At 65.2% G+C, this 17,255-nt stretch carries 15 protein-coding genes; 8 read left to right on the top strand and 7 right to left on the bottom strand.

The window, feature by feature from the left end; all coding sequences use genetic code 11:
• Window positions 1–21: 21 nt before the first annotated feature.
• From VF617_RS05980 to VF617_RS05965, 4 genes are all read right to left on the bottom strand, one after another.
• Entirely contained in the window at window positions 22–909 is an 888-nt protein-coding gene (locus VF617_RS05980; RefSeq protein ID WP_331014018.1) for a transglutaminase family protein, read from the bottom strand.
• On the bottom strand, window positions 909–3,395 hold the full coding sequence (locus VF617_RS05975; protein ID WP_331013954.1) for a circularly permuted type 2 ATP-grasp protein: 2,487 nt from the start codon (window positions 3,393–3,395) through the stop codon (window positions 909–911). Before VF617_RS05975 ends, VF617_RS05980 begins: the two co-directional genes overlap by 1 nt.
• A 65-nt stretch (window positions 3,396–3,460) precedes the next feature.
• Window positions 3,461–5,914 carry a DNA ligase D gene (gene ligD / locus VF617_RS05970; protein ID WP_331013953.1) on the bottom strand — a complete coding sequence of 818 codons (2,454 nt, stop codon included), beginning with the start codon at window positions 5,912–5,914 and terminating at the stop codon, window positions 3,461–3,463.
• Window positions 5,907–6,770, bottom strand: coding sequence for a Ku protein (locus VF617_RS05965; protein WP_331013952.1), 864 nt, complete (start codon window positions 6,768–6,770; stop codon window positions 5,907–5,909). The genes ligD and VF617_RS05965 overlap by 8 nt, the downstream gene beginning before the upstream one ends.
• Window positions 6,771–6,858: 88 nt before the next feature.
• Between VF617_RS05965 and pdxH the strand changes: the two genes are divergently transcribed.
• The 3 genes from pdxH to VF617_RS05950 are packed head-to-tail and all read left to right on the top strand — an operon-like array spanning window position 6,859 to window position 9,192.
• Window positions 6,859–7,437, top strand: a complete 579-nt coding sequence (gene pdxH / locus VF617_RS05960; RefSeq protein WP_331013951.1) for a pyridoxamine 5'-phosphate oxidase — start codon at window positions 6,859–6,861, stop codon at window positions 7,435–7,437.
• The gene (locus VF617_RS05955; RefSeq protein WP_331013950.1) at window positions 7,434–8,402 is read left to right on the top strand and encodes a cation diffusion facilitator family transporter; all 969 of its coding nucleotides are present in this window, start codon (window positions 7,434–7,436) and stop codon (window positions 8,400–8,402) included. The genes pdxH and VF617_RS05955 overlap by 4 nt, the downstream gene beginning before the upstream one ends.
• Window positions 8,347–9,192: a PhzF family phenazine biosynthesis protein gene (locus tag VF617_RS05950; protein WP_331013949.1), complete on the top strand. Its 846-nt coding sequence runs from the start codon at window positions 8,347–8,349 to the stop codon at window positions 9,190–9,192. Before VF617_RS05955 ends, VF617_RS05950 begins: the two co-directional genes overlap by 56 nt.
• A gap of 2 nt (window positions 9,193–9,194) precedes the next feature.
• On the opposite strand, the gene mnmA is transcribed toward VF617_RS05950, so the two are convergent.
• The gene (mnmA, locus tag VF617_RS05945; RefSeq protein WP_331013948.1) at window positions 9,195–10,304 is read right to left on the bottom strand and encodes a tRNA 2-thiouridine(34) synthase MnmA; all 1,110 of its coding nucleotides are present in this window, start codon (window positions 10,302–10,304) and stop codon (window positions 9,195–9,197) included.
• 116 nt (window positions 10,305–10,420) lie between these two features.
• On the opposite strand from mnmA, the gene VF617_RS05940 reads away from it, so the two are divergent.
• The 3 genes from VF617_RS05940 (at window position 10,421) to VF617_RS05930 (ending at window position 11,490) form a co-directional block, all read left to right on the top strand.
• Window positions 10,421–10,648 (top strand): hypothetical protein, encoded by a 228-nt coding sequence (locus VF617_RS05940; protein ID WP_331013947.1) that lies wholly within the window; start codon window positions 10,421–10,423, stop codon window positions 10,646–10,648.
• Between the two features lie 100 nt (window positions 10,649–10,748).
• The gene (locus VF617_RS05935) at window positions 10,749–11,048 is read left to right on the top strand and encodes a DUF1153 domain-containing protein (RefSeq protein ID WP_331013946.1); all 300 of its coding nucleotides are present in this window, start codon (window positions 10,749–10,751) and stop codon (window positions 11,046–11,048) included.
• 184 nt (window positions 11,049–11,232) lie between these two features.
• Window positions 11,233–11,490 carry a GlsB/YeaQ/YmgE family stress response membrane protein gene (locus tag VF617_RS05930; protein WP_331013945.1) on the top strand — a complete coding sequence of 86 codons (258 nt, stop codon included), beginning with the start codon at window positions 11,233–11,235 and terminating at the stop codon, window positions 11,488–11,490.
• A 51-nt stretch (window positions 11,491–11,541) separates the two neighbouring features.
• Here the strand turns inward: VF617_RS05930 and VF617_RS05925 are convergent, their stop codons facing one another.
• Together VF617_RS05925 and VF617_RS05920 are read right to left on the bottom strand one after the other, a co-directional pair.
• The gene (locus VF617_RS05925; RefSeq protein WP_331013944.1) at window positions 11,542–12,258 is read right to left on the bottom strand and encodes an SIMPL domain-containing protein; all 717 of its coding nucleotides are present in this window, start codon (window positions 12,256–12,258) and stop codon (window positions 11,542–11,544) included.
• A 102-nt stretch (window positions 12,259–12,360) separates the two neighbouring features.
• Window positions 12,361–12,621: a GlsB/YeaQ/YmgE family stress response membrane protein gene (locus VF617_RS05920; RefSeq protein ID WP_331013943.1), complete on the bottom strand. Its 261-nt coding sequence runs from the start codon at window positions 12,619–12,621 to the stop codon at window positions 12,361–12,363.
• 230 nt (window positions 12,622–12,851) lie between these two features.
• Between VF617_RS05920 and VF617_RS05915 the strand changes: the two genes are divergently transcribed.
• Both VF617_RS05915 and VF617_RS05910 read left to right on the top strand, forming a co-directional pair.
• Window positions 12,852–14,048 (top strand): efflux RND transporter periplasmic adaptor subunit, encoded by a 1,197-nt coding sequence (locus VF617_RS05915; RefSeq protein WP_331013942.1) that lies wholly within the window; start codon window positions 12,852–12,854, stop codon window positions 14,046–14,048.
• Between the two features lie 12 nt (window positions 14,049–14,060).
• Window positions 14,061–17,213, top strand: coding sequence for an efflux RND transporter permease subunit (locus tag VF617_RS05910; protein ID WP_331013941.1), 3,153 nt, complete (start codon window positions 14,061–14,063; stop codon window positions 17,211–17,213).
• Window positions 17,214–17,255: the final 42 nt, after the last annotated feature.

Genomic DNA, 17,255 nt, shown 5'->3' with positions numbered 1-17,255 from the left:
GGCGCAGGTTCAAGTGCCAGCTTAAGCGACCGCCGTGAGCGGCTCGACATCGACCGAGACATGCATCTCCTGCGCGCCCGATCCGAGGACTACGCCGTCCACGGGCGCGATATCCGAATAATCGCGGCCGATCGCGACGACGATATGATCCTCGGCCATCCAGATGCCGTTGGTGGGATCCACGCCCACCCAGCCGAGATCGGGACCGCCCCAGACGAGAACCCAGGCATGCGTGGCATCCGCGCCGACCAGCCGCGGCTGGCCCGGCGGGGGCAAGGTGCGCAGATAGCCCGAGACATAGGCGGCCGGCAGCCCTGCCGCGCGCAGGCAGGAGATCATGATCTGCGCGAAATCCTGGCAAACACCGCCGCGCTTGTCGAAAGCCTCGCGGGGCGGCGTATCGACCAGCGTGGCTTCGGTGTCGAAATCGAATTCGCGCTGGATCCGCATCGACAGCGCGAACGCCGCATCGAGCACGCCCCGATCGGGCGCGATATCCTCTGCGCCCCATTTCGCGATATCGGCATCGAGCGGGATGAGCGGCGAGGGAAAGAGATAGCTTGCCGGGCTTGCCGGCGAGGCATCGTAACTGGCCCGGGCGAGCGCGGCCACTTCAGCCACTGTCGGATCGTTCGATTGCGGAAATGGGATCGGGCGATGGACGCGGACCCGCGCGGTGCTGGTAATCGTAAGCGTCCGCGCCGGGGCTTCGACCACCAGCCGCATCACATTGGCCAGCCCCGCTTCGGCGCGCGCTGGGTGGATCCGGCCGTGCGGCTCGATCGTCAGGCTGTAATCCTCGACCTGCTGGCCGGACCAGTGGATCGGCTTGAGCCGGAGATTGTTGCGCGCGAAGCCGACCGGCCGTGCATATTCGAAGCGCGTCACGTGCCGGATATCGTACAGCATCATGCCAGCACCATCCCGGCGGCGCGAAGCGGCTCGGCTCCTTGCAGGAAATAGCGGCGCGCGATTGCATCCGAGAGCTGATTGAGGCGGACGCCCAGATCGTTCAGCATCGCATCGTCGATCCGCGTCGCATGCGCAGTGACGAGGACCGCGGCAAGCTGGCGGGCCTGCTCCTGTTGCGGCTCGGCCAGGCCGTCGTCGGAAAGCAGCGGCAGCTTGTTGAGGTGCCCCGAAAGGGCCGCGGCCTGGAACGCGATGCCGCGCGGGTTGCTGGCATCGAGCGAAACCAGGTCGAGCACCGGCACCCGCGCCATGCCCGTCAGGTAACGCTGCCGATAGCTGATCTGGCTGTCCGCCAGATCCAGCAGGGTAGAGAGATCGTCGCCGGTGGCGTCCGGCCCGGCGAACGCGCGAATAAATCGGACGGCGGTGCTCGCCCGCTCGATGCGCCGGCCGATATCGTGGAAGCGCCAGGCATCGGTGCGCCCCATATGTTCTGCGGCAAGGCCCGCCAGCGCCGAATAGCGGCGCTGGAGACTGCCCGCCTTGTCGAGAACTCCCCCGCGCGCGGGGAAGGGCGCATCGAGCAGCCGGACCATGTCGGCCGAGAGCCGCTCGCGCGAAATCCCGCCGATCAATTTTGCCTGCGCGTTGATATGGCGCACGCTGTACCAACCGTCTTCGCCTTCGAGCGCAGTGCGCACCAACGCGGTCAGATCCGCGCGCTTGAGCGCCTTAGGCTCGGGCGCCGCGCCGCTCATGACGACGAGCGACACCAGGCGGCGCACGGTTTCGGCGGAGAGCGCCGCGCCGGTATCCGCGCTGATCGAATGGCCCAGCAGCACGCGCAACACCCCGAGCAACGCCTCGCCGCGCTCGAGATAGCGGCCGAGCCAGAAGAGATTGTCGGCGACGCGGCTGGGAAGCGTTCCGGGGTTGCGGCGGAGCGCCGTCGAATTCCCCGAGGGCAGCAGCGAGACCGGAGCTACCGGCTCGGGCCCGTGGATGCACACATCGGCGGACCAGCTTCCCTCGCCCATCACCGCCGCACGCGCATCGGCAAGCTCGCCGATCCGCGCGAACCCCCCAGGCATGACGCACCAGGCGCCATCGGCGCCGCGCGCGGCGAACGCTCTCAAGGTGAAGGGCCGGGGGGCGAGCGCGTCGTCGGCGATTACGGGCATGGTCGAAAGTCGGACGACTTCCTGCCCGACATAATCCTGTGGGCGACGTTGCAGGTCGGCAAGCAGGGCTTCGCGTTCCGCGCCTTTCAGGTTCGCGCCAAGGATCGCCTTGCCCCCCGGCAGCCCCAGTGGCGGGGCTCCGAAGGCGGGGCCGATCAGCAGGCAGTCCAGATTTGCCTCGACATGCGCGCGCGCCGCATCATGGCCGCACCACCAGGTGGCAATGTTGGGAAGCTTGAGCGGCTCGCCGAACACTTTGCTGAGCCTGGGCAGGAAGGCGGCGAATGCCGGCGCTTCGAGCAGTCCCACGCCCGGCGCATTGGCGACCACGACATTGCCCGCCGACATCGCATCGATCACTCCGGGCACGCCGATGGTCGAATGCGAATCGAGCGCGAGCGGATCTAGGAGGCGCGGATCGAGCCGATGCCAGACCGCATCGATCCGCTTGAGGCCCGCGATGGTGCGGACATAGAGCTTGTCGTCCAGCACCGCGAGATCCGGCCCTTCGACGAGCAGGAAGCCCAGATAGCGCGCGAGATGCGCCTGTTCGGCATAGCTGGGATTGAGCCGACCGGGGGTGAGCAGCGCCATGCGGGGCTCGACACGCTGGCACGAAGCCGCCAGCCCTTCGCGAAAGGCGGCGAAGAAAGGCGCGTGACGCTCGATGTTGAGCCGCGACTGGAGCCCGCCGAGCGTACGCGCCATCGCCAGGCGGTTTTCGAGCGCATAGCCCGCGCCGGCCGGCGAGCGCAGATGGTCCGCCAGCACGCGCCAATTGCCGTCCGGCCCGCGGCACAGGTCGAACGCGACGAACTGGAGGTGGTGCCCCCCGGGCGGATCCAGCCGCGTCAGCGGGCGCAGGAAGAATGGACTGCCGGTCACCGCCGCGGCGGGTATGTGCCCGCCCGTTACCAATGTCGCTTCGCCGTAGAGATCGGCGAGCACGCGCTCCATCAGTTCAGCGCGCTGGACGACGCCCTCGGCAATGCCGGTCCATTCGGCCTCGGGGATCAGCAATGGCACCGGCGAGAGCGGCCAGGGGCGCTCGTCGCCTTCGCCTTCGCCCGCTATCCGGAACCCTGTGCCGATATCGGCGGCGTGGCGTTGCGCGCGCTCGCGGGCGTGCTCCAGGCTGTCGCCGGAAAGCCCCGCCAGCTCCTCGAACAGCCCGGCCCATGCCTCGCGGTCGTCGCGCTCGGCGCACAATGCGTCGCCGCTCCGCGACGAAGCGCAATAGTCCGCGATCCACCTGTCGGCGATGGTCCCCGCGTCGAACAAACTGGCGGCGCTGCTGGCCACAGGCGCGTTTCCTAACCCTGTTTACGGGACGATGGGGGAAACCATGGTGCCGTGCAACATGGGAATTAGAGGTCAGGCAATTCCTGTCCCGCTTCGCCCCAGCCCTCAAGCGCGCGCGATGCGGCGCGCTCGTTGAGCTCGGCGGCGTCGCGGATCGTCCAGCGCTTGGCGCTCACAAGCTCGCGAAGCTCGGTCCAAGTCACCGGCGCGGCGACAGGCGCGGTCTCGCGCGCTCGCGCCACATACGGGAGCACTGCCGTCGCCCCGCGCTGATTCCGCAGATAATCGAGGAATATCCGCCCGACGCGGTTGGCCTTCTTGATGTTGGCGGTGAACCGGTCTGGCTCGGCCTGGGCGAGCGCACGCGAGAAGCGCTCGGCGAACGATTTGACCTCGGGCCATTCCGCCTTGGGGATCAGCGGCACGACGACATGCACGCCCTTGCCGCCCGACAGCAATGGCCAACTCGTCAGCCCGATGTCCGCCAGATGGCCCTTGATGTCGAAGGCCGCTTTCTTGACCTCTTCGAAGCCCAGTCCCTCGTCTGGATCGAGATCGAACACCAGGCGATCGGGCTTTTCGATATCGGCGACCAGGCTGCCCCAGCCGTGGAATTCGATCGTTCCCATCTGCACGCAGGTCATGATACCGTCCACATCGTCCAGATACAGATAGGGCTCGATCGAGCCGTCCTTTTCGCGGACGTCGACATGCTTCATGTGATCGCCGAACGATCCGGCGTCGTGCTTCTGGAAGAAGCAATATTTGGCGCGCCCCTGGGGGCAGCGGACAAGGCTGATCGGCCGATTGGCCATCCAGCGCAGCGCCAGCGGGGCGATGGCGGCGTAATAATCGGCCAGATCCCCCTTGGTCAGGCCGTTTTCGGGATAGATCACGCGATCGCGATTGCTGATCTTGACGCTGCCCTCTGGAGCATCGGGCAGCGGCACGGGCTTCTCGACCACCACATCCCGGGCCTTCTTGTCCTGCCGGAGCCCGAGAAAGCTGGCATGACGCACGACATTTTCGGCGGTGAATTCGGCAAAGGCGATTTCGGCGACCAGTTCCGGCTTCACCCAATGCGCGCCCCGCGCTTCGGGACGTGGCACCTTGGCGGCGGGGACGCTCGTGGCGATCTTGTCGAAGCGCTCGCGCAGATCGGACAAGGTGCCCTGATTGAAGCCGGTGCCCACCTTGCCGGCATAGTTAAGGCCATCCGGGCCGTTGACCGCAAGCAGCAGCGAGCGGAATCCGCGGCCCTTGGCGCTGGAAGGCGACCAGCCGATGATGACGAATTCCTGCCGCCGCGTGCACTTGACCTTCAGCCAGTTCTTGGTCCGGCTTCCGCGATAGGGCGCATCGACGCGCTTGGAGACGATGCCCTCATAGCCTGCGCGGCACATCGTCTCGAACAGCTTCTCGCCTGCCCCCACGATATGTTCGGAAAATTGCACGCGCTCGTCGGCGCTTTCGAGCAGGATGCGCAGCCGCTCCTTGCGGGCGAGCTGCTGCGACGCGGTCAGGTCCTCGCCGCCCTCCTGCAGCAGGTCGAACGCGAAATAGGTCAGCCCCTGCCCCCCATTTGAAATCGCTTCCTGCAGCGTGGAGAAATCGGGCTTGCCGTCCCTATACGCCACGATCTCGCCATCGAGCAGCGCGGGCCCGGGAATCGTCGCGGCGGCCTCGGCGATGCCTGGAAACTTGTCAGTCCAGTCGAGGCCAGAGCGCGTGAAGATTTTGGCTCCGCCACCGCCCACGGAGATCAGCGCGCGATAGCCGTCATATTTGACTTCGTGCAGCCAGTTATTGCCCGCCGGAACGCTATCCACCAGCGTGGCGAGCTGAGGCGAATGGAAAGCGGGAGCCTTGCCCGATCCGCCCTTTTTCGGTTTCGGCGGAGCAGCCTTCGCGGCCTTGGCCGCCTTGGGGACGACGCGCGGCTTCTTGCCCTCTTCGATCTCGCTCATCGTCCGCCCGGTCTTGATGCTGGTCAGCGCGGTCTCGACCAGGAAGTCGGTCGCGCCCGCATGCTCGTCGTCGATCTTGCGGAGCAGCCAGTTTTCGGCCTTTTCCTTGCCGCGCGGCTTCAGGCGGATCAGCAGCCATTCGCCCTTCATCCGGATGCCGTCGAGCCGGAAGTGCAAATGCCCCTTTTCCAGGTCCTTGGCGCTCTTGCCTTCGATCGGCTCCCAGGCGCCGTCGTCCCACAGCATCACGGTGCCACCGCCATATTGGCCCTTGGGGATCGTCCCCTCGAAATCCGCATAGCTCAGCGGGTGATCCTCGGTGCGCACGGCCAGGCGCTTCTCGCCCGGATCGATACTGGGGCCGCGCGTCACCGCCCAGCTCTTGAGCACGCCGTCCACTTCGAGCCGCAAATCCCAATGCAGCCGGCTTGCATCGTGCTTCTGCACCATGAAGCGGTTGCCGCCGGTACGCGCGATCGCGCCGGCAGGCTCGGTGGTCTGCGCGAAATCGCGCTTGGAATTATATCTTTCGAGGGGATCGGATTTAGGCACGCTTTTTCACCGGAGCCTTCTTGGCGGGGGCCTTGGCCGGCGCCTTCTTCGCCGGGGGGGCGGCTCCGCCCTTTTCCAGCGATTTCTTGAGCGCTGCCATCAGATCGACGACGTTCGACCCGCGCTTATCCGGCCCGCTATCCGCTTCCTCGATGATCTTCTGGCCCTTTGCCTTCTTCTTGCGCTCGATCAGGTCGCGCAGCGCATCGACATAGCGGTCGTGGAATTGGGCAGGGTCGAACTTGCCCGCCTTCTTCTCGATCAGCGTAGAGGCGAGATCGAGCAATTCCGGATCGGGCTCGCTATCCGGAATGTCACGGAAATAGCCCTGCGCCTTGTTGACTTCGTCGGCATAGCGCAGCGTTTCCAGCACCATTCCGCGGCCGCAGGGCTTGAGGCTGACCACATATTCGCGCCCGCGCATCGCGAGTTGGCCGAGCCCGATCTTTTTCGAGCGGCGCAATGCTTCGCGGAGCACGATGAACGCCTCCTCGGCCAAGTCGTCGGCCGGCACGACGAAATAGGGCTTTTCGTAATAGAGCACGTCGATCTCGTGCGCATCGACGAACTGGGTGAGCTCCAGCGTCTTTTTCGATTCGAGCTTCACTGCGTCGATCTCATCCTGATCGAGCAGGACATACTGGCCCTTCTCGACTTCGAAGCCCTTCACGATCTCTTCGGGCTCGACTGCGCCGATGCCGGGCGCGGTCTTCTCATATTTGATGCGCTTCCCCGAGGGCTCATGGATCTGGTGAAAGGCGATCTGTGCGCCGGATTTGGTCGCGGTGTAGATTTCGACGGGGATCGAGACGAGTGCGAGCCGGATCTGTCCCTGCCAATATGCGCGCGCCGCCATGCCGGTTCCTTCGTTGCGAAGCCGATTCAAATCCCCAGCGGGAGACTCGTTCCTCGACAGCAAAATATGGGGGGCGTAGAGGCGGCGGATGGCTACCGATCCCTTCCAGCTATTCGATATGTGGTACTCCGAAGCGCGGGCGAGCGAGCCAAGTGTTGCGAACGCGATGGCGCTTGCCACCGTCGGCGCGAACGGCCAGCCATCGGTCCGCACCGTGCTGCTAAAGGGTCATGGCGCCCAAGGCTTCGTCTTCTACACCAACCAGCAAAGCCGCAAGGCCGCCGAGCTGGAAAACGGAGCCAAGGCGGCGCTGATGTTTCACTGGAAATCGCTCTACCGCCAGGTCCGCATCGAAGGCACGGTTACGCGAGCCGGCGATGCCGAGAGCGATGCTTATTTCGCCAGCCGCAGCCGCGATTCGCAGATCGGGGCATGGGCTTCGGACCAGTCCCACCCGCTGGCAGAGCGTGCGATCTTCGAAGCGCGCTATGAGGAGGTGCGCGCACGGTTCGAAGGCAGGGAAGTCCCACGCCCGCCGCATTGGGGCGGGTATCGCATAACGCCGAACGCCATCGAGTTCTGGCAGGACCGCGCCGCCCGGCTTCATGAGCGCCGCCTGTTCACGCGCGTGGGCGACGGCTGGTCCGAAGGGCTGCTATTTCCGTGACCAATTTCGCGCGCCGCGCAGCGCTTGCCAGCGTCGGCGTCGCGATCCTGCTCGGCGGGCTCAAGAGCTATGCCGCCTGGGCGACGGGTTCGGTCGCGGTGCTCGCCAGCCTTGCCGACAGCGCGCTCGACCTGGTGGCGTCGCTGGTGACGCTGGGCGGCATCCACTGGGCCGCGCAACCCGCGGACGAGAATCACCGCTTCGGGCACGGCAAGGCGGAGGCGCTGGCCGCGCTCTTCCAGGTGGCGCTGATCAGCATCTCGGCCTTCGCGATCATTATCCAGGCAGCACCGCGGCTGAACGGAGAGACCGGCGGCGTTGCCCCGGAGATTGGGATCGGCGTGTCGGTCATCGCTGTGATCGTCACCCTCGCGTTGACGCGCTACCAGCGCTGGGTGGTGCTACAGACCGGATCGATCGCGGTGGGCACCGATCGGCTCCATTATGAATCGGATCTGCTGCTGAACGGATCGGTGATCGCGGCGCTGGTGCTCGAAAACTATCTGGGCCTGACGGGCGCCGATCCGATCCTGGGCATGGCGATCGCCTTCTGGCTGCTGTTCGGGGCATGGCGCGCGAGCGAGGCTGCGATCGATCAGTTGATGGACAAGGAATGGCCCGAGGCCAAGCGACGCCGCTTCGTCGAGGTCGCGGCGCAGCATCCGGAGCTCAAGAGCCTGCACGATCTGCGCACGCGATCCAGCGGAACCAAGGATTTCGCCCAATTCCATATCTGGATGGACGCCCGGATGACGATCCTGAAAGCGCATGATGTCGTCGAAGCACTCGAAAAGGCGCTGGGCGAGGAATTTCCCGGCACCGAAATCCTGATCCATATCGACCCCGAGGGCCAGATCGACGAGCCGGACAATCCGCTGGTCGAAAAGGACCTGCTCAAGGAGCCGCCGCATGAAAATCCCGTTCGCCCAAATCGACGCATTCGCCGAAAGCCCGTTCGCGGGTAATCCCGCCGCAGTAATGCCGCTGCGGGCCTGGCTCGGCGATGCGGTGCTCCAGCAGATCGCGGAGGAGAACAACCTCAGCGAAACCGCCTTCATCGTTCCCGTCGCGGGAAGCGAAGACGATGGCGGCACGGGCGCCGATTTCGAGTTGCGCTGGTTCACGCCGGGTACCGAAGTGGTGCTGTGCGGGCACGCGACGCTGGCGAGCGGGCATTTCGTGCTGTCCGCGGACCCATCCCGCGACCGCGTCGCGTTCCAGACGCGCAAGGCAGGTGCGCTGAGCGTGGAGCGCGACGGCGCGGGCTATGCGCTTGCGCTTCCGGCATGGGCGCCGGAGCCGCGTCCGCTTCCGGCGATGCTCGCCGCGCTCGGCATCGAAGCGGCGGTGGAGACCCTATGGCACCGCAATCGCTACGGCCTTGTCGTGCTCGAAGACGAGCAGATGGTGCGCGACCTCAAACCCGATTTCCCGGCGCTGGCGCGGCTATCGGGCGAGAAGCCGGATGGCGAGAGCGGCGAGCCGGACGTGTTGACGATCGTCACTGCGCCGGGACGCGAAACCGACATCGTCAGCCGCGTCTTCGCGCCCGGCGCGGGGATAGACGAGGATCCGGTGACCGGCTCGGCGCATGCCGTGCTCGTGCCCTATTGGGCGAAGCGGCTCGGGCGCGACCGCTTCACCGCCTATCAGGCGAGCAACCGCGGCGGGCATTTGACCTGTAGGCTGGATGGCGAGCGCGTGATCCTGGGCGGCAAGTGCGTGACGGTGATCGAGGGCGAATTCACTCTGTGAGCCTAGGCTGAGGCTAGCTCCGCGCGCTCGGTCTCGGCGATCCAGCCGCCGCCGAGCACGCGCTCTCCGGCATAAAGCACCGCCGCCTGCCCCGGCGCGACGCCATATTCGGGCGTCTCGAATATCACCCTGTCGCCCTGAAGCCGGGCTGGCACCGGCTTGGCGAGCGAGCGGACCTTGGCGGTGATCGGGCCCTCATGGCCTTCGCCGATCCAGTTCACTTCCTCGATCCGCGCGGCACGCACCGCGAGCGCACTTTTCGGACCAACGACTAGCTGGCGCGTAACTGGTTCGAGACGCACGACGTAAAGCGGCTCAGGCGTCCCGCCGATCTCGATTCCGCGGCGCTGGCCGACTGTGAAGTGGATGAGTCCACGGTGCGATCCCAGCTTGCGGCCGCCCTCATCGACAATATCGCCGCCCACATCAGCCTCGGGCCGCAGCTTCTTGACCAGCGAGGCATAGTCGCCATCGGGCACGAAGCAGATATCCTGACTGTCGGGCTTGCCGGAGACGCCAAGCCCGAACTCGGCAGCGAGCGCGCGGACCTGCGCCTTGGGCATGCCGCCCAAGGGAAAGCGCAGGAAATCGAGCTGGCCGCTGGTCGTGGCGAAGAGGAAATAGCTCTGGTCGCGCGCCGGATCGACTGCGCGGTGCAATTCCGGCCCGCCCGGGCCCATCACGCGGCGGACATAATGGCCAGTGGCGAGGCAGTCCGCGCCCAGATCGCGCGCAAGCTTGAACAGATCGGTGAATTTCGGCCCCATATTGCATTTCACGCAAGGGATGGGCGTGCGCCCGGCGAGATATTCGTCGGCGAAATCGTCGATCACCGTCTCACGAAAGCTGCTTTCGTGATCGAATACGTAATGCGCGATGCCGAGCTTCTCGCAGACGGCACGCGCATCGCGAATGTCGCGCCCGGCGCAGCATGAGCCGGCGCGGCCAACCGCTTCGCCATGATCGTAGAGCTGGAGGGTGACGCCTATCGTCTCCGCGCCCGTCTGCGCGGCGAGCGCGGCCACCACCGAGGAATCGACGCCGCCCGACATGGCGACGACGATCCGCTTGGCCTTGAGCGGCCCTTCGAGCTGGAAATCGGCTTGCATCATCGCCGCGCCCCATAACGGGACGGAAGGTTAAGCGCCAGTTTTCAGCGGCTTTACGGCCCCTTCAGCACTCGGCGCTAAACCCGGACACCCGATGAAGAATATACGGATGCGTATTTGTGGATTTGAGTTTCGCCAGGCTGGATCGGGATGTGGCGGTTACCGCCATGCCAATCGAGCTTGCCATCCTGCTGGTCGGGGTCGCGGCGCGCCAGGCGGCGAGCCCCACGGCCCGCGCGCAGGCGCGGCTCGGCGTGGCGCTTCCGGTCGATGCATTGCTGGCGCCAATCCACGGCGCATTCCACCGTGCCGCCGCGCTCGCGCTAACGCGCTGGCAACGCAAATGAAGCCGATATTTACCCTGCCGCTTTAACCCATGTTCAAGCCCGGCAGTTATTGGTCGTTTCACAGTTCGAGTATTGGGGTCCCCGCCCCGAATGAGGTCCAATGATTGAAAACCAGAAGATCCGCCCCGCAAGGGTTATCGGCCCACTCGGCGAGCCGCTGACGATCGATACGCTGCCCCCGCCCCAGACCACCCGTTGGGTGGTCCGGCGCAAGGCGGAAGTCGTCGCCGCGGTGAATGGCGGGCTGCTGAGCGTGGACGAGGTCTGCGAGCGCTACAGCCTTACGGTGGAGGAATTCGCCGGCTGGCAGCGCGCGATCGATCGTTCGGGGATGCCGGGGCTGCGCGTCACGCGCATTCAGCATTACCGCTCGCTCTATGAGCGCCAGCAGAAATACTAGCTTAGGTTTCAGGGCTTCTCCCAAGGAGCAAAGCGGCCCGTCTTCCACCCAAGGAAGGCGGGCCGTTTCGTTTGTGCGGCACAAGGTTCCGCGCCGGTGATGAAATTTCGATACGGAACCAATATGACCGCTTGCGAGTAATCCCCCCGTCGCCCGGCCCGCCGGGCAAAACAAGGAGGGACTAATGGGTCTTATCATTTGGCTAGTCATCGGCGGCGTCGTCGGCTGGCTCGCGAGCATCATCATGCGCACCGATGGCCAGCAGGGCATCTTCCTCAATATCATCGTCGGCATCGTCGGCGCTGCGATTGGCGGCTTCCTGCTCGGGCGCGGTGACATCAATGACGGCGCGATCAATATCACCACCATCCTGGTGTCGTTGCTCGGCGCGGTCATTCTTCTCGCAATCGTGAACCTGGTCCGCCGCGGATCGGTTCGCTAAAAGCGACACAACGAAAGGGCCGTGCCGCCAAGGCACGGCCCTTTCTCATGCCTATTTGAGCAGGAATCGCACCGACACGGTGACGCTGAGCTGCTGTTCCCCCGCCACCACCTGCGTATCCGCACTCGCCGCCTGCGCCTTTTCGCGGAACGCCATCATCGGCATCGGCGGCGGCATGCCTCCGCTCTCCGAAATCGCCAGGATACGATCGACCCGCAGCCCGGCTGCCTGAGCATATAGCGTGGCGCGGGCGCGCGCCTTGCCGATCGCGTCAGTCCGCGCCTCGTCCAGCGCGGTTTCCGGCTTGTCGATCGTGAGGTTGGGCCCTGAGATATTGTTCGCACCCTGCTTGACCAAAGTGTCGAGGATCGCCCCGCTCCTGGCGATCTCGCGGAAACGCACCGAGACCTGGTTCGACGCCTGATAGCCGGTGAGGATCGGCGGCTGGTTATTCTCATAACGATATTGCGGGCTGAGCGAGATCGCCGCGGTCTGCATGTCGCGATCGGAGACGCCCGCCGCGCGCAGCGCGGCCAGCACTCCGCTCATGCGCCGGCTGTTCTGCGCCATTGCGGCGCTGGCACTGGGGGCTTGGGTGATGACTCCCGCCTGGATCACCGCGACATCTGGAACGCGTGTGCTGACGCCCTCGGCGGAAACTTCCAGCAGCGTGCCGTCGAGCGCCACTGGGCGCATTTCCTGCGCGGCGGCGGGCAGTGCAGTGGTGAAGAAAAGGGCTACGGTGCCCATCAGTGCAGTGCGAATCATTCAGTTCACTCCAGAAACGATTTGTCCCGCGCCCGGCATTGCCGAACGCGGGACAAATGAAAGCTGAACGAAATTGCGATGAAGCGCGCGCGCTTCAAGCAATCATACGCGGCGGACCATGATCAGCCGATAAAGCGCAAGCAGGATTACAGCGCCCGCCGTCGCCGCGGCATAGGCTTTCCAGCCGCTGCCGTTCACATCGATGCCGAGCATCGGAGTGAGATAGAATGCGAGCAAGGCGCCGGCGATGCCGATCAGGATGGTGACTATGATCCCGCCAGGATCCTTGCCCGGCATGATCAGCTTGCCGAGCGCCCCTGCGACCAGGCCGATCAGCAGCCATTGGATGATACCCTCAGGCATTGTTTTCCTCCTGTTGACGGCCCTTCGCTGAGAGCCCGGACAAAGGGTTGCCTCATGACGCCGCCATTGCAACACGTTTCTTGGAGCAACCCAATCGTGACGCTTGCGAAAAAGGCCCAAAAAGGGCATTGCCCCGCCCGCGTGCCGACGGCCCTTGCCGCTGGTGCCTTATTCATCTAATACAGCGCGAAGTCAGGGTCGGGGCGCAAATCCCGGAACGAGGCGCGCACATGAATTACGAGGCCAAGATGTTCGGACGGCAAGAGCGGCTGGAATTCACCGGGGAACCTGGCGCGCGGAGCAACCGGCGCTGGATCTGGATCGGCATCGTTGCGATCGTCGTGATCGGCGCGCTGACCTTCTATCTGCTCAGCCGGGGCGGCGACGCCGCGGGTAAGGGTGAGTCCGCCAAAAGCGAGGGCAAGGGCCAGTCCCAGGTCCCCACCGTGACCGTGGTCAGCCCCGGCCGTTCGACGGTGCAGACGATCGTCTCGGGCACGGGCACCCTGGCCGCGCGGCGCGAAATGCCGGTGGGCGTTGCCGGTGAGGGCGGCATGGTGACGCGCGTGCTCGTCGAGCCGGGAAGCTGGGTCGGCGCGGGCCAGGTGCTCGCCACGGTCGATCGCTCGGTTCAGTCGCAGACCGCCCAGTCGCTCGGCGCTTCGGTCCGCGTCGCCCAGGCCGATGCACGGCTTGCCCAGTCCGAGCTCGACCGGGCCCAGCGCCTTGTGGCCAACGGGTTCATCTCAAAGGCGGATATCGAACGCAAGACCGCGGCGCGCGATCAGGCCGCCGCGCGCGTCCGCGTCGCTCAGGCGCAGGCTTCTGAAACCAACGCCCGCAATCGGCGCCTCGATATCCGCGCGCCGGCCGCGGGGCTGGTGCTCACGCGCCAGGTCGAGCCCGGGCAGATCGTCAGCTCGGGATCGGGCGTGCTGTTCCGCCTGGCCCAGGGCGGCCAGATGGAGCTGCGCACCCAGCTCGCCGAAAGCGATATCCAGAAGCTCCATGCGGGGGTGCAGGCCGAAGTGACGCCCACCGGCTCGACCAAGGTCTTCAAGGGTCAGGTCTGGCAGGTCTCGCCGATCATCGATCCGCAATCACGCCAGGGCATCGCCCGCGTTGCGCTGAGCTATGATCCGGCGCTGCGCCCCGGCGGCTTCGCCAGCGCGCGCATCATCGCCGGTGGGATCACCGCGGTGATCTTGCCGCAATCCGCGATCCAGAGCGATGCGCAGGGCAATTACGTTTTCACCATCAACGCCAGGAACGAAGCCGTTCGCACGCCGGTCACCACCGGCGAGGTCAGCGAAAGCGGCGTGGCGATCACTTCGGGACTGACGGGCGCCGAGCGGATCGTGCTCACAGCGGGCGCCTTCCTCAATCCCGGCCAGAAGGTCATACCGACCCCTCAGAAGCCTAACTAAGGGCCATATGCCATGAGCTTCCGGAACATCTCGGCCTGGGCGATCCGCAATCCGGTTCCGCCCCTGGTTCTGTTCATCGCGCTGACAATCGCGGGGCTTTTCAGCTTCGCGAGCATGGACGTGAACAACGATCCGGACATCGATTTCCCGATCGTGTGGATTTCGGTGAGCCAGCCCGGCGCGGCGCCCAGCGAGCTGGAGACCCAGATCACGCAAAAGGTCGAATCGGCCGTGCGCAGCCTCCAGGGCATCGACCAGATCGATTCGACCGTTTCGGAAGGCAACAGCCAGACCATCGTCCAGCTCGACATCGGCACGCCGATCGATCGCGCGGTGGAAGACGTGCGCAGCGCGATGCAACAGATTCGCGGCTCGCTGCCCGATGGCATCCTCGAGCCGCAGGTCGGCCGCGCGAACACCACCGACGAGGATATCGCCAGCTTCACCGCCGTCGCGACCGACATGACCGTAGAGGAACTGAGCTGGTACATCGACAATACCGTCTCGAAGGAATTGCTCGCGGTCTCCGGCATGTCGGCGGTCAACCGCAACGGCGGCGTCGATCGCGAGATCCGCGTGATCCTCGATCCCGCCAAGCTCCAGGGCGTCGGGCTGACGGCGAGCCAGGTCAATCAGCAGCTGCGCGCGGTCAACATGAACGCGGCGGGCGGGCGCGCCGAGATTTCAGGCTATGAGCAGTCGGTTCGCGTGATCGGCAACGCCACCAGCGCCTATGCACTGGGGCAGACCCAGATCGCGACCGGCGGAGGCCGCACCGTGCGCCTGGCCGATATCGCGCGCGTGGAAGACAGCTTTGCCGAGCGGCGCAGCATGGCAAAATATAATGGCCGCCAGGTCGTCTCGTTCGACATCCAGCGCGCCAAGGGCGCTTCCGACGTGACGGTGTTTCACGAGTCCGAAAAGAAGCTGCGCGAGCTCGAAAAGACCAATCCCAAGGTCAAGTTCGAGCTGCTCGACAACAATGCGAAATATGCCGAGCAGCAATATCACACAGCAATGGAAGCGATGATCGAAGGCGCCGTGCTCGCCGTCATCGTGGTGTTCCTGTTCCTGCGTGATTGGCGCGCTACGTTCATCTCGGCGCTGGCCATCCCGCTATCGGCGATCCCGAGCTTCTGGTTCATGGACATGTTGGGCTTCACGCTCAACCAGATGACGCTGCTCGCGCTCAGCCTGGTGGCCGGCGTGCTCGTCGATGACGCGATCGTCGAAATCGAGAATATCGTGCGGCACATGCGCATGGGCAAATCGGCCTATCAGGCATCGATCGACGCCGCCGACGAGATCGGCGTCGCGGTGCTCGCGACCACCATGTCGATCGTCGCGGTGTTCCTGCCGGTGGGCCTGATGCCGGGCGTCTCGGGCCAGTTTTTCAAGAATTTCGGCCTCACCGTGGTGGCCGCGGTGCTGATGTCGCTGGCGGTCGCGCGGCTCCTGACGCCGATGATCGCGGCCTATTTCCTCAAGGCGCACGGCGAGGCGGCGCATGGCGAGAGCCGGATGATGCACTGGTATGTCGAAATGCTGCGCTGGACGCTTCGGCATCGCTGGGTGGCGGTGGCGGGCGGCGCGGTGTCGTTCGGCCTCACGATCCTGTGCTTCATGATGCTGCCGATGACGTTCCAGCCCACCGAAAACCGCGACAGCGTACTTGCGACCATCGAAATGGTGCCGGGCACCCCGCTCGAAAAGACCGAGCGTATCGTCAATCAGGTGGAGGCCATCCTCAAGTCCGAACCGGCGGTGGTTAATGTCTATGGCCGTAGCTTCGTAGGCAATGGCCGCGTCCGCGCCGATTTGAATGAAGACCGCAAGGAAACGAGCAACGAGTTCGAGAAGCGCGTCGCGCCCAAGCTAACCGCGATCCCGGATGCGCGGGTCTCCTTCCGATCGCAGTTCGGCTGGGGCGGCAGCGGCCGCGACATATCGGTCACTCTGGGCGGAGCCGATCCCGCCGCGCTCAACGACGTCGCCAACCGCCTCGTGACCGAAATGGAAGGAATGTCTTCGCTTGTCGCGCCTCGCGTTGGCGGCGACCTGCAGCGTCCCGAGATCATCGTGCGCCCGCGCCTCGATCTTGCGGCGAGCCTGGGCGTCACCACCGCGGCGCTCAGCCAAGCGATTCGCATCGCCACCCTGGGCGAGATCGAGCAGAATGCCGCAAAATTCTCGCTGACCGACCGCCAGATCCCGATCCGCGTAGCCATCGACGAGGACGCTCGCGCAAAGCTGTCGACAATCAAGAACATGCCGGTATCGACGCAGAGCGGGGGATCGGTGCCGCTGGGCGTCATCGCCGATATCAGCTTCGGCGCAGGGCCCACCCGCATTCAGCGCCTCAACCAGCAGCGCCGCATCGTTGTCGGTGCCGATCTGGCGATCGATCCCAAGACGGGAAAATCCTATGTCTCGGGCGACGTGATGAAGGAAATCCGCGCGCTCCCGACGATGAAGAACCTCCCTATGGGAATCAGCGAAATGTCTGTTGGCCAGGCCAAATGGCAGGCGGAGATGCTCCAGAACTTCTTTATCGCGCTCGCGGCCGGAATTTTCCTCGTCTTCGCAGTGCTGGTGCTGCTGTATCGCCGCTTCATGTCGCCGCTGGTGAACATGGGCTCGCTGCTGCTGGCCCCGCTCGGCGGCTTGCTGGCCCTGATGGCGACGGGCAATCCGCTCTCGCTGCCGGTGTTCATCGGCATCCTGATGCTGTTCGGCATCGTGGCGAAGAATTCGATCCTGCTGATCGATTTCGCGCTGGAGGAAATGAACAAGGGCGTCGACAAGTTCACGGCGATCCTCGATGCCGGACACAAGCGCGCCCAGCCGATCGTGATGACCACGGTGGCGATGGTCGCGGGCATGGTGCCCACGGCGATGTCGCTCTCAGGGGATTCCTCCTGGCGCGCGCCGATGGGCATCGTCGTGATCGGGGGCCTGATCCTGTCCACGATACTCACGCTGGTGATCGTGCCCGCCAGCTTCAGCCTGGCCACCGGAGTCGAGCAATGGCTCGGGCCGCGCCTGTCGAAGCGGCTGCTGACCTACCGGCCCGGCGACGACGGCAGCCGAGTGATCGGCACCGACGGCAAGGGCGGGCTCATCGACCACAAGCCCGGGGATGACGCGCCGCAGCCGGCTGAGTGAACGGAAAACGGGTTCAGGGATTGGGAAGCGTGTGAGTAGGCG

Origin of the sequence: Sphingomonas sp. (genome assembly GCF_036388215.1) — a bacterium.
Lineage (GTDB): Bacteria > Pseudomonadota > Alphaproteobacteria > Sphingomonadales > Sphingomonadaceae > Sphingomonas.
The sequence above is the reverse complement of the archived record's forward strand: the minus strand, read 5'-3'. Positions and strand labels throughout refer to the sequence as shown.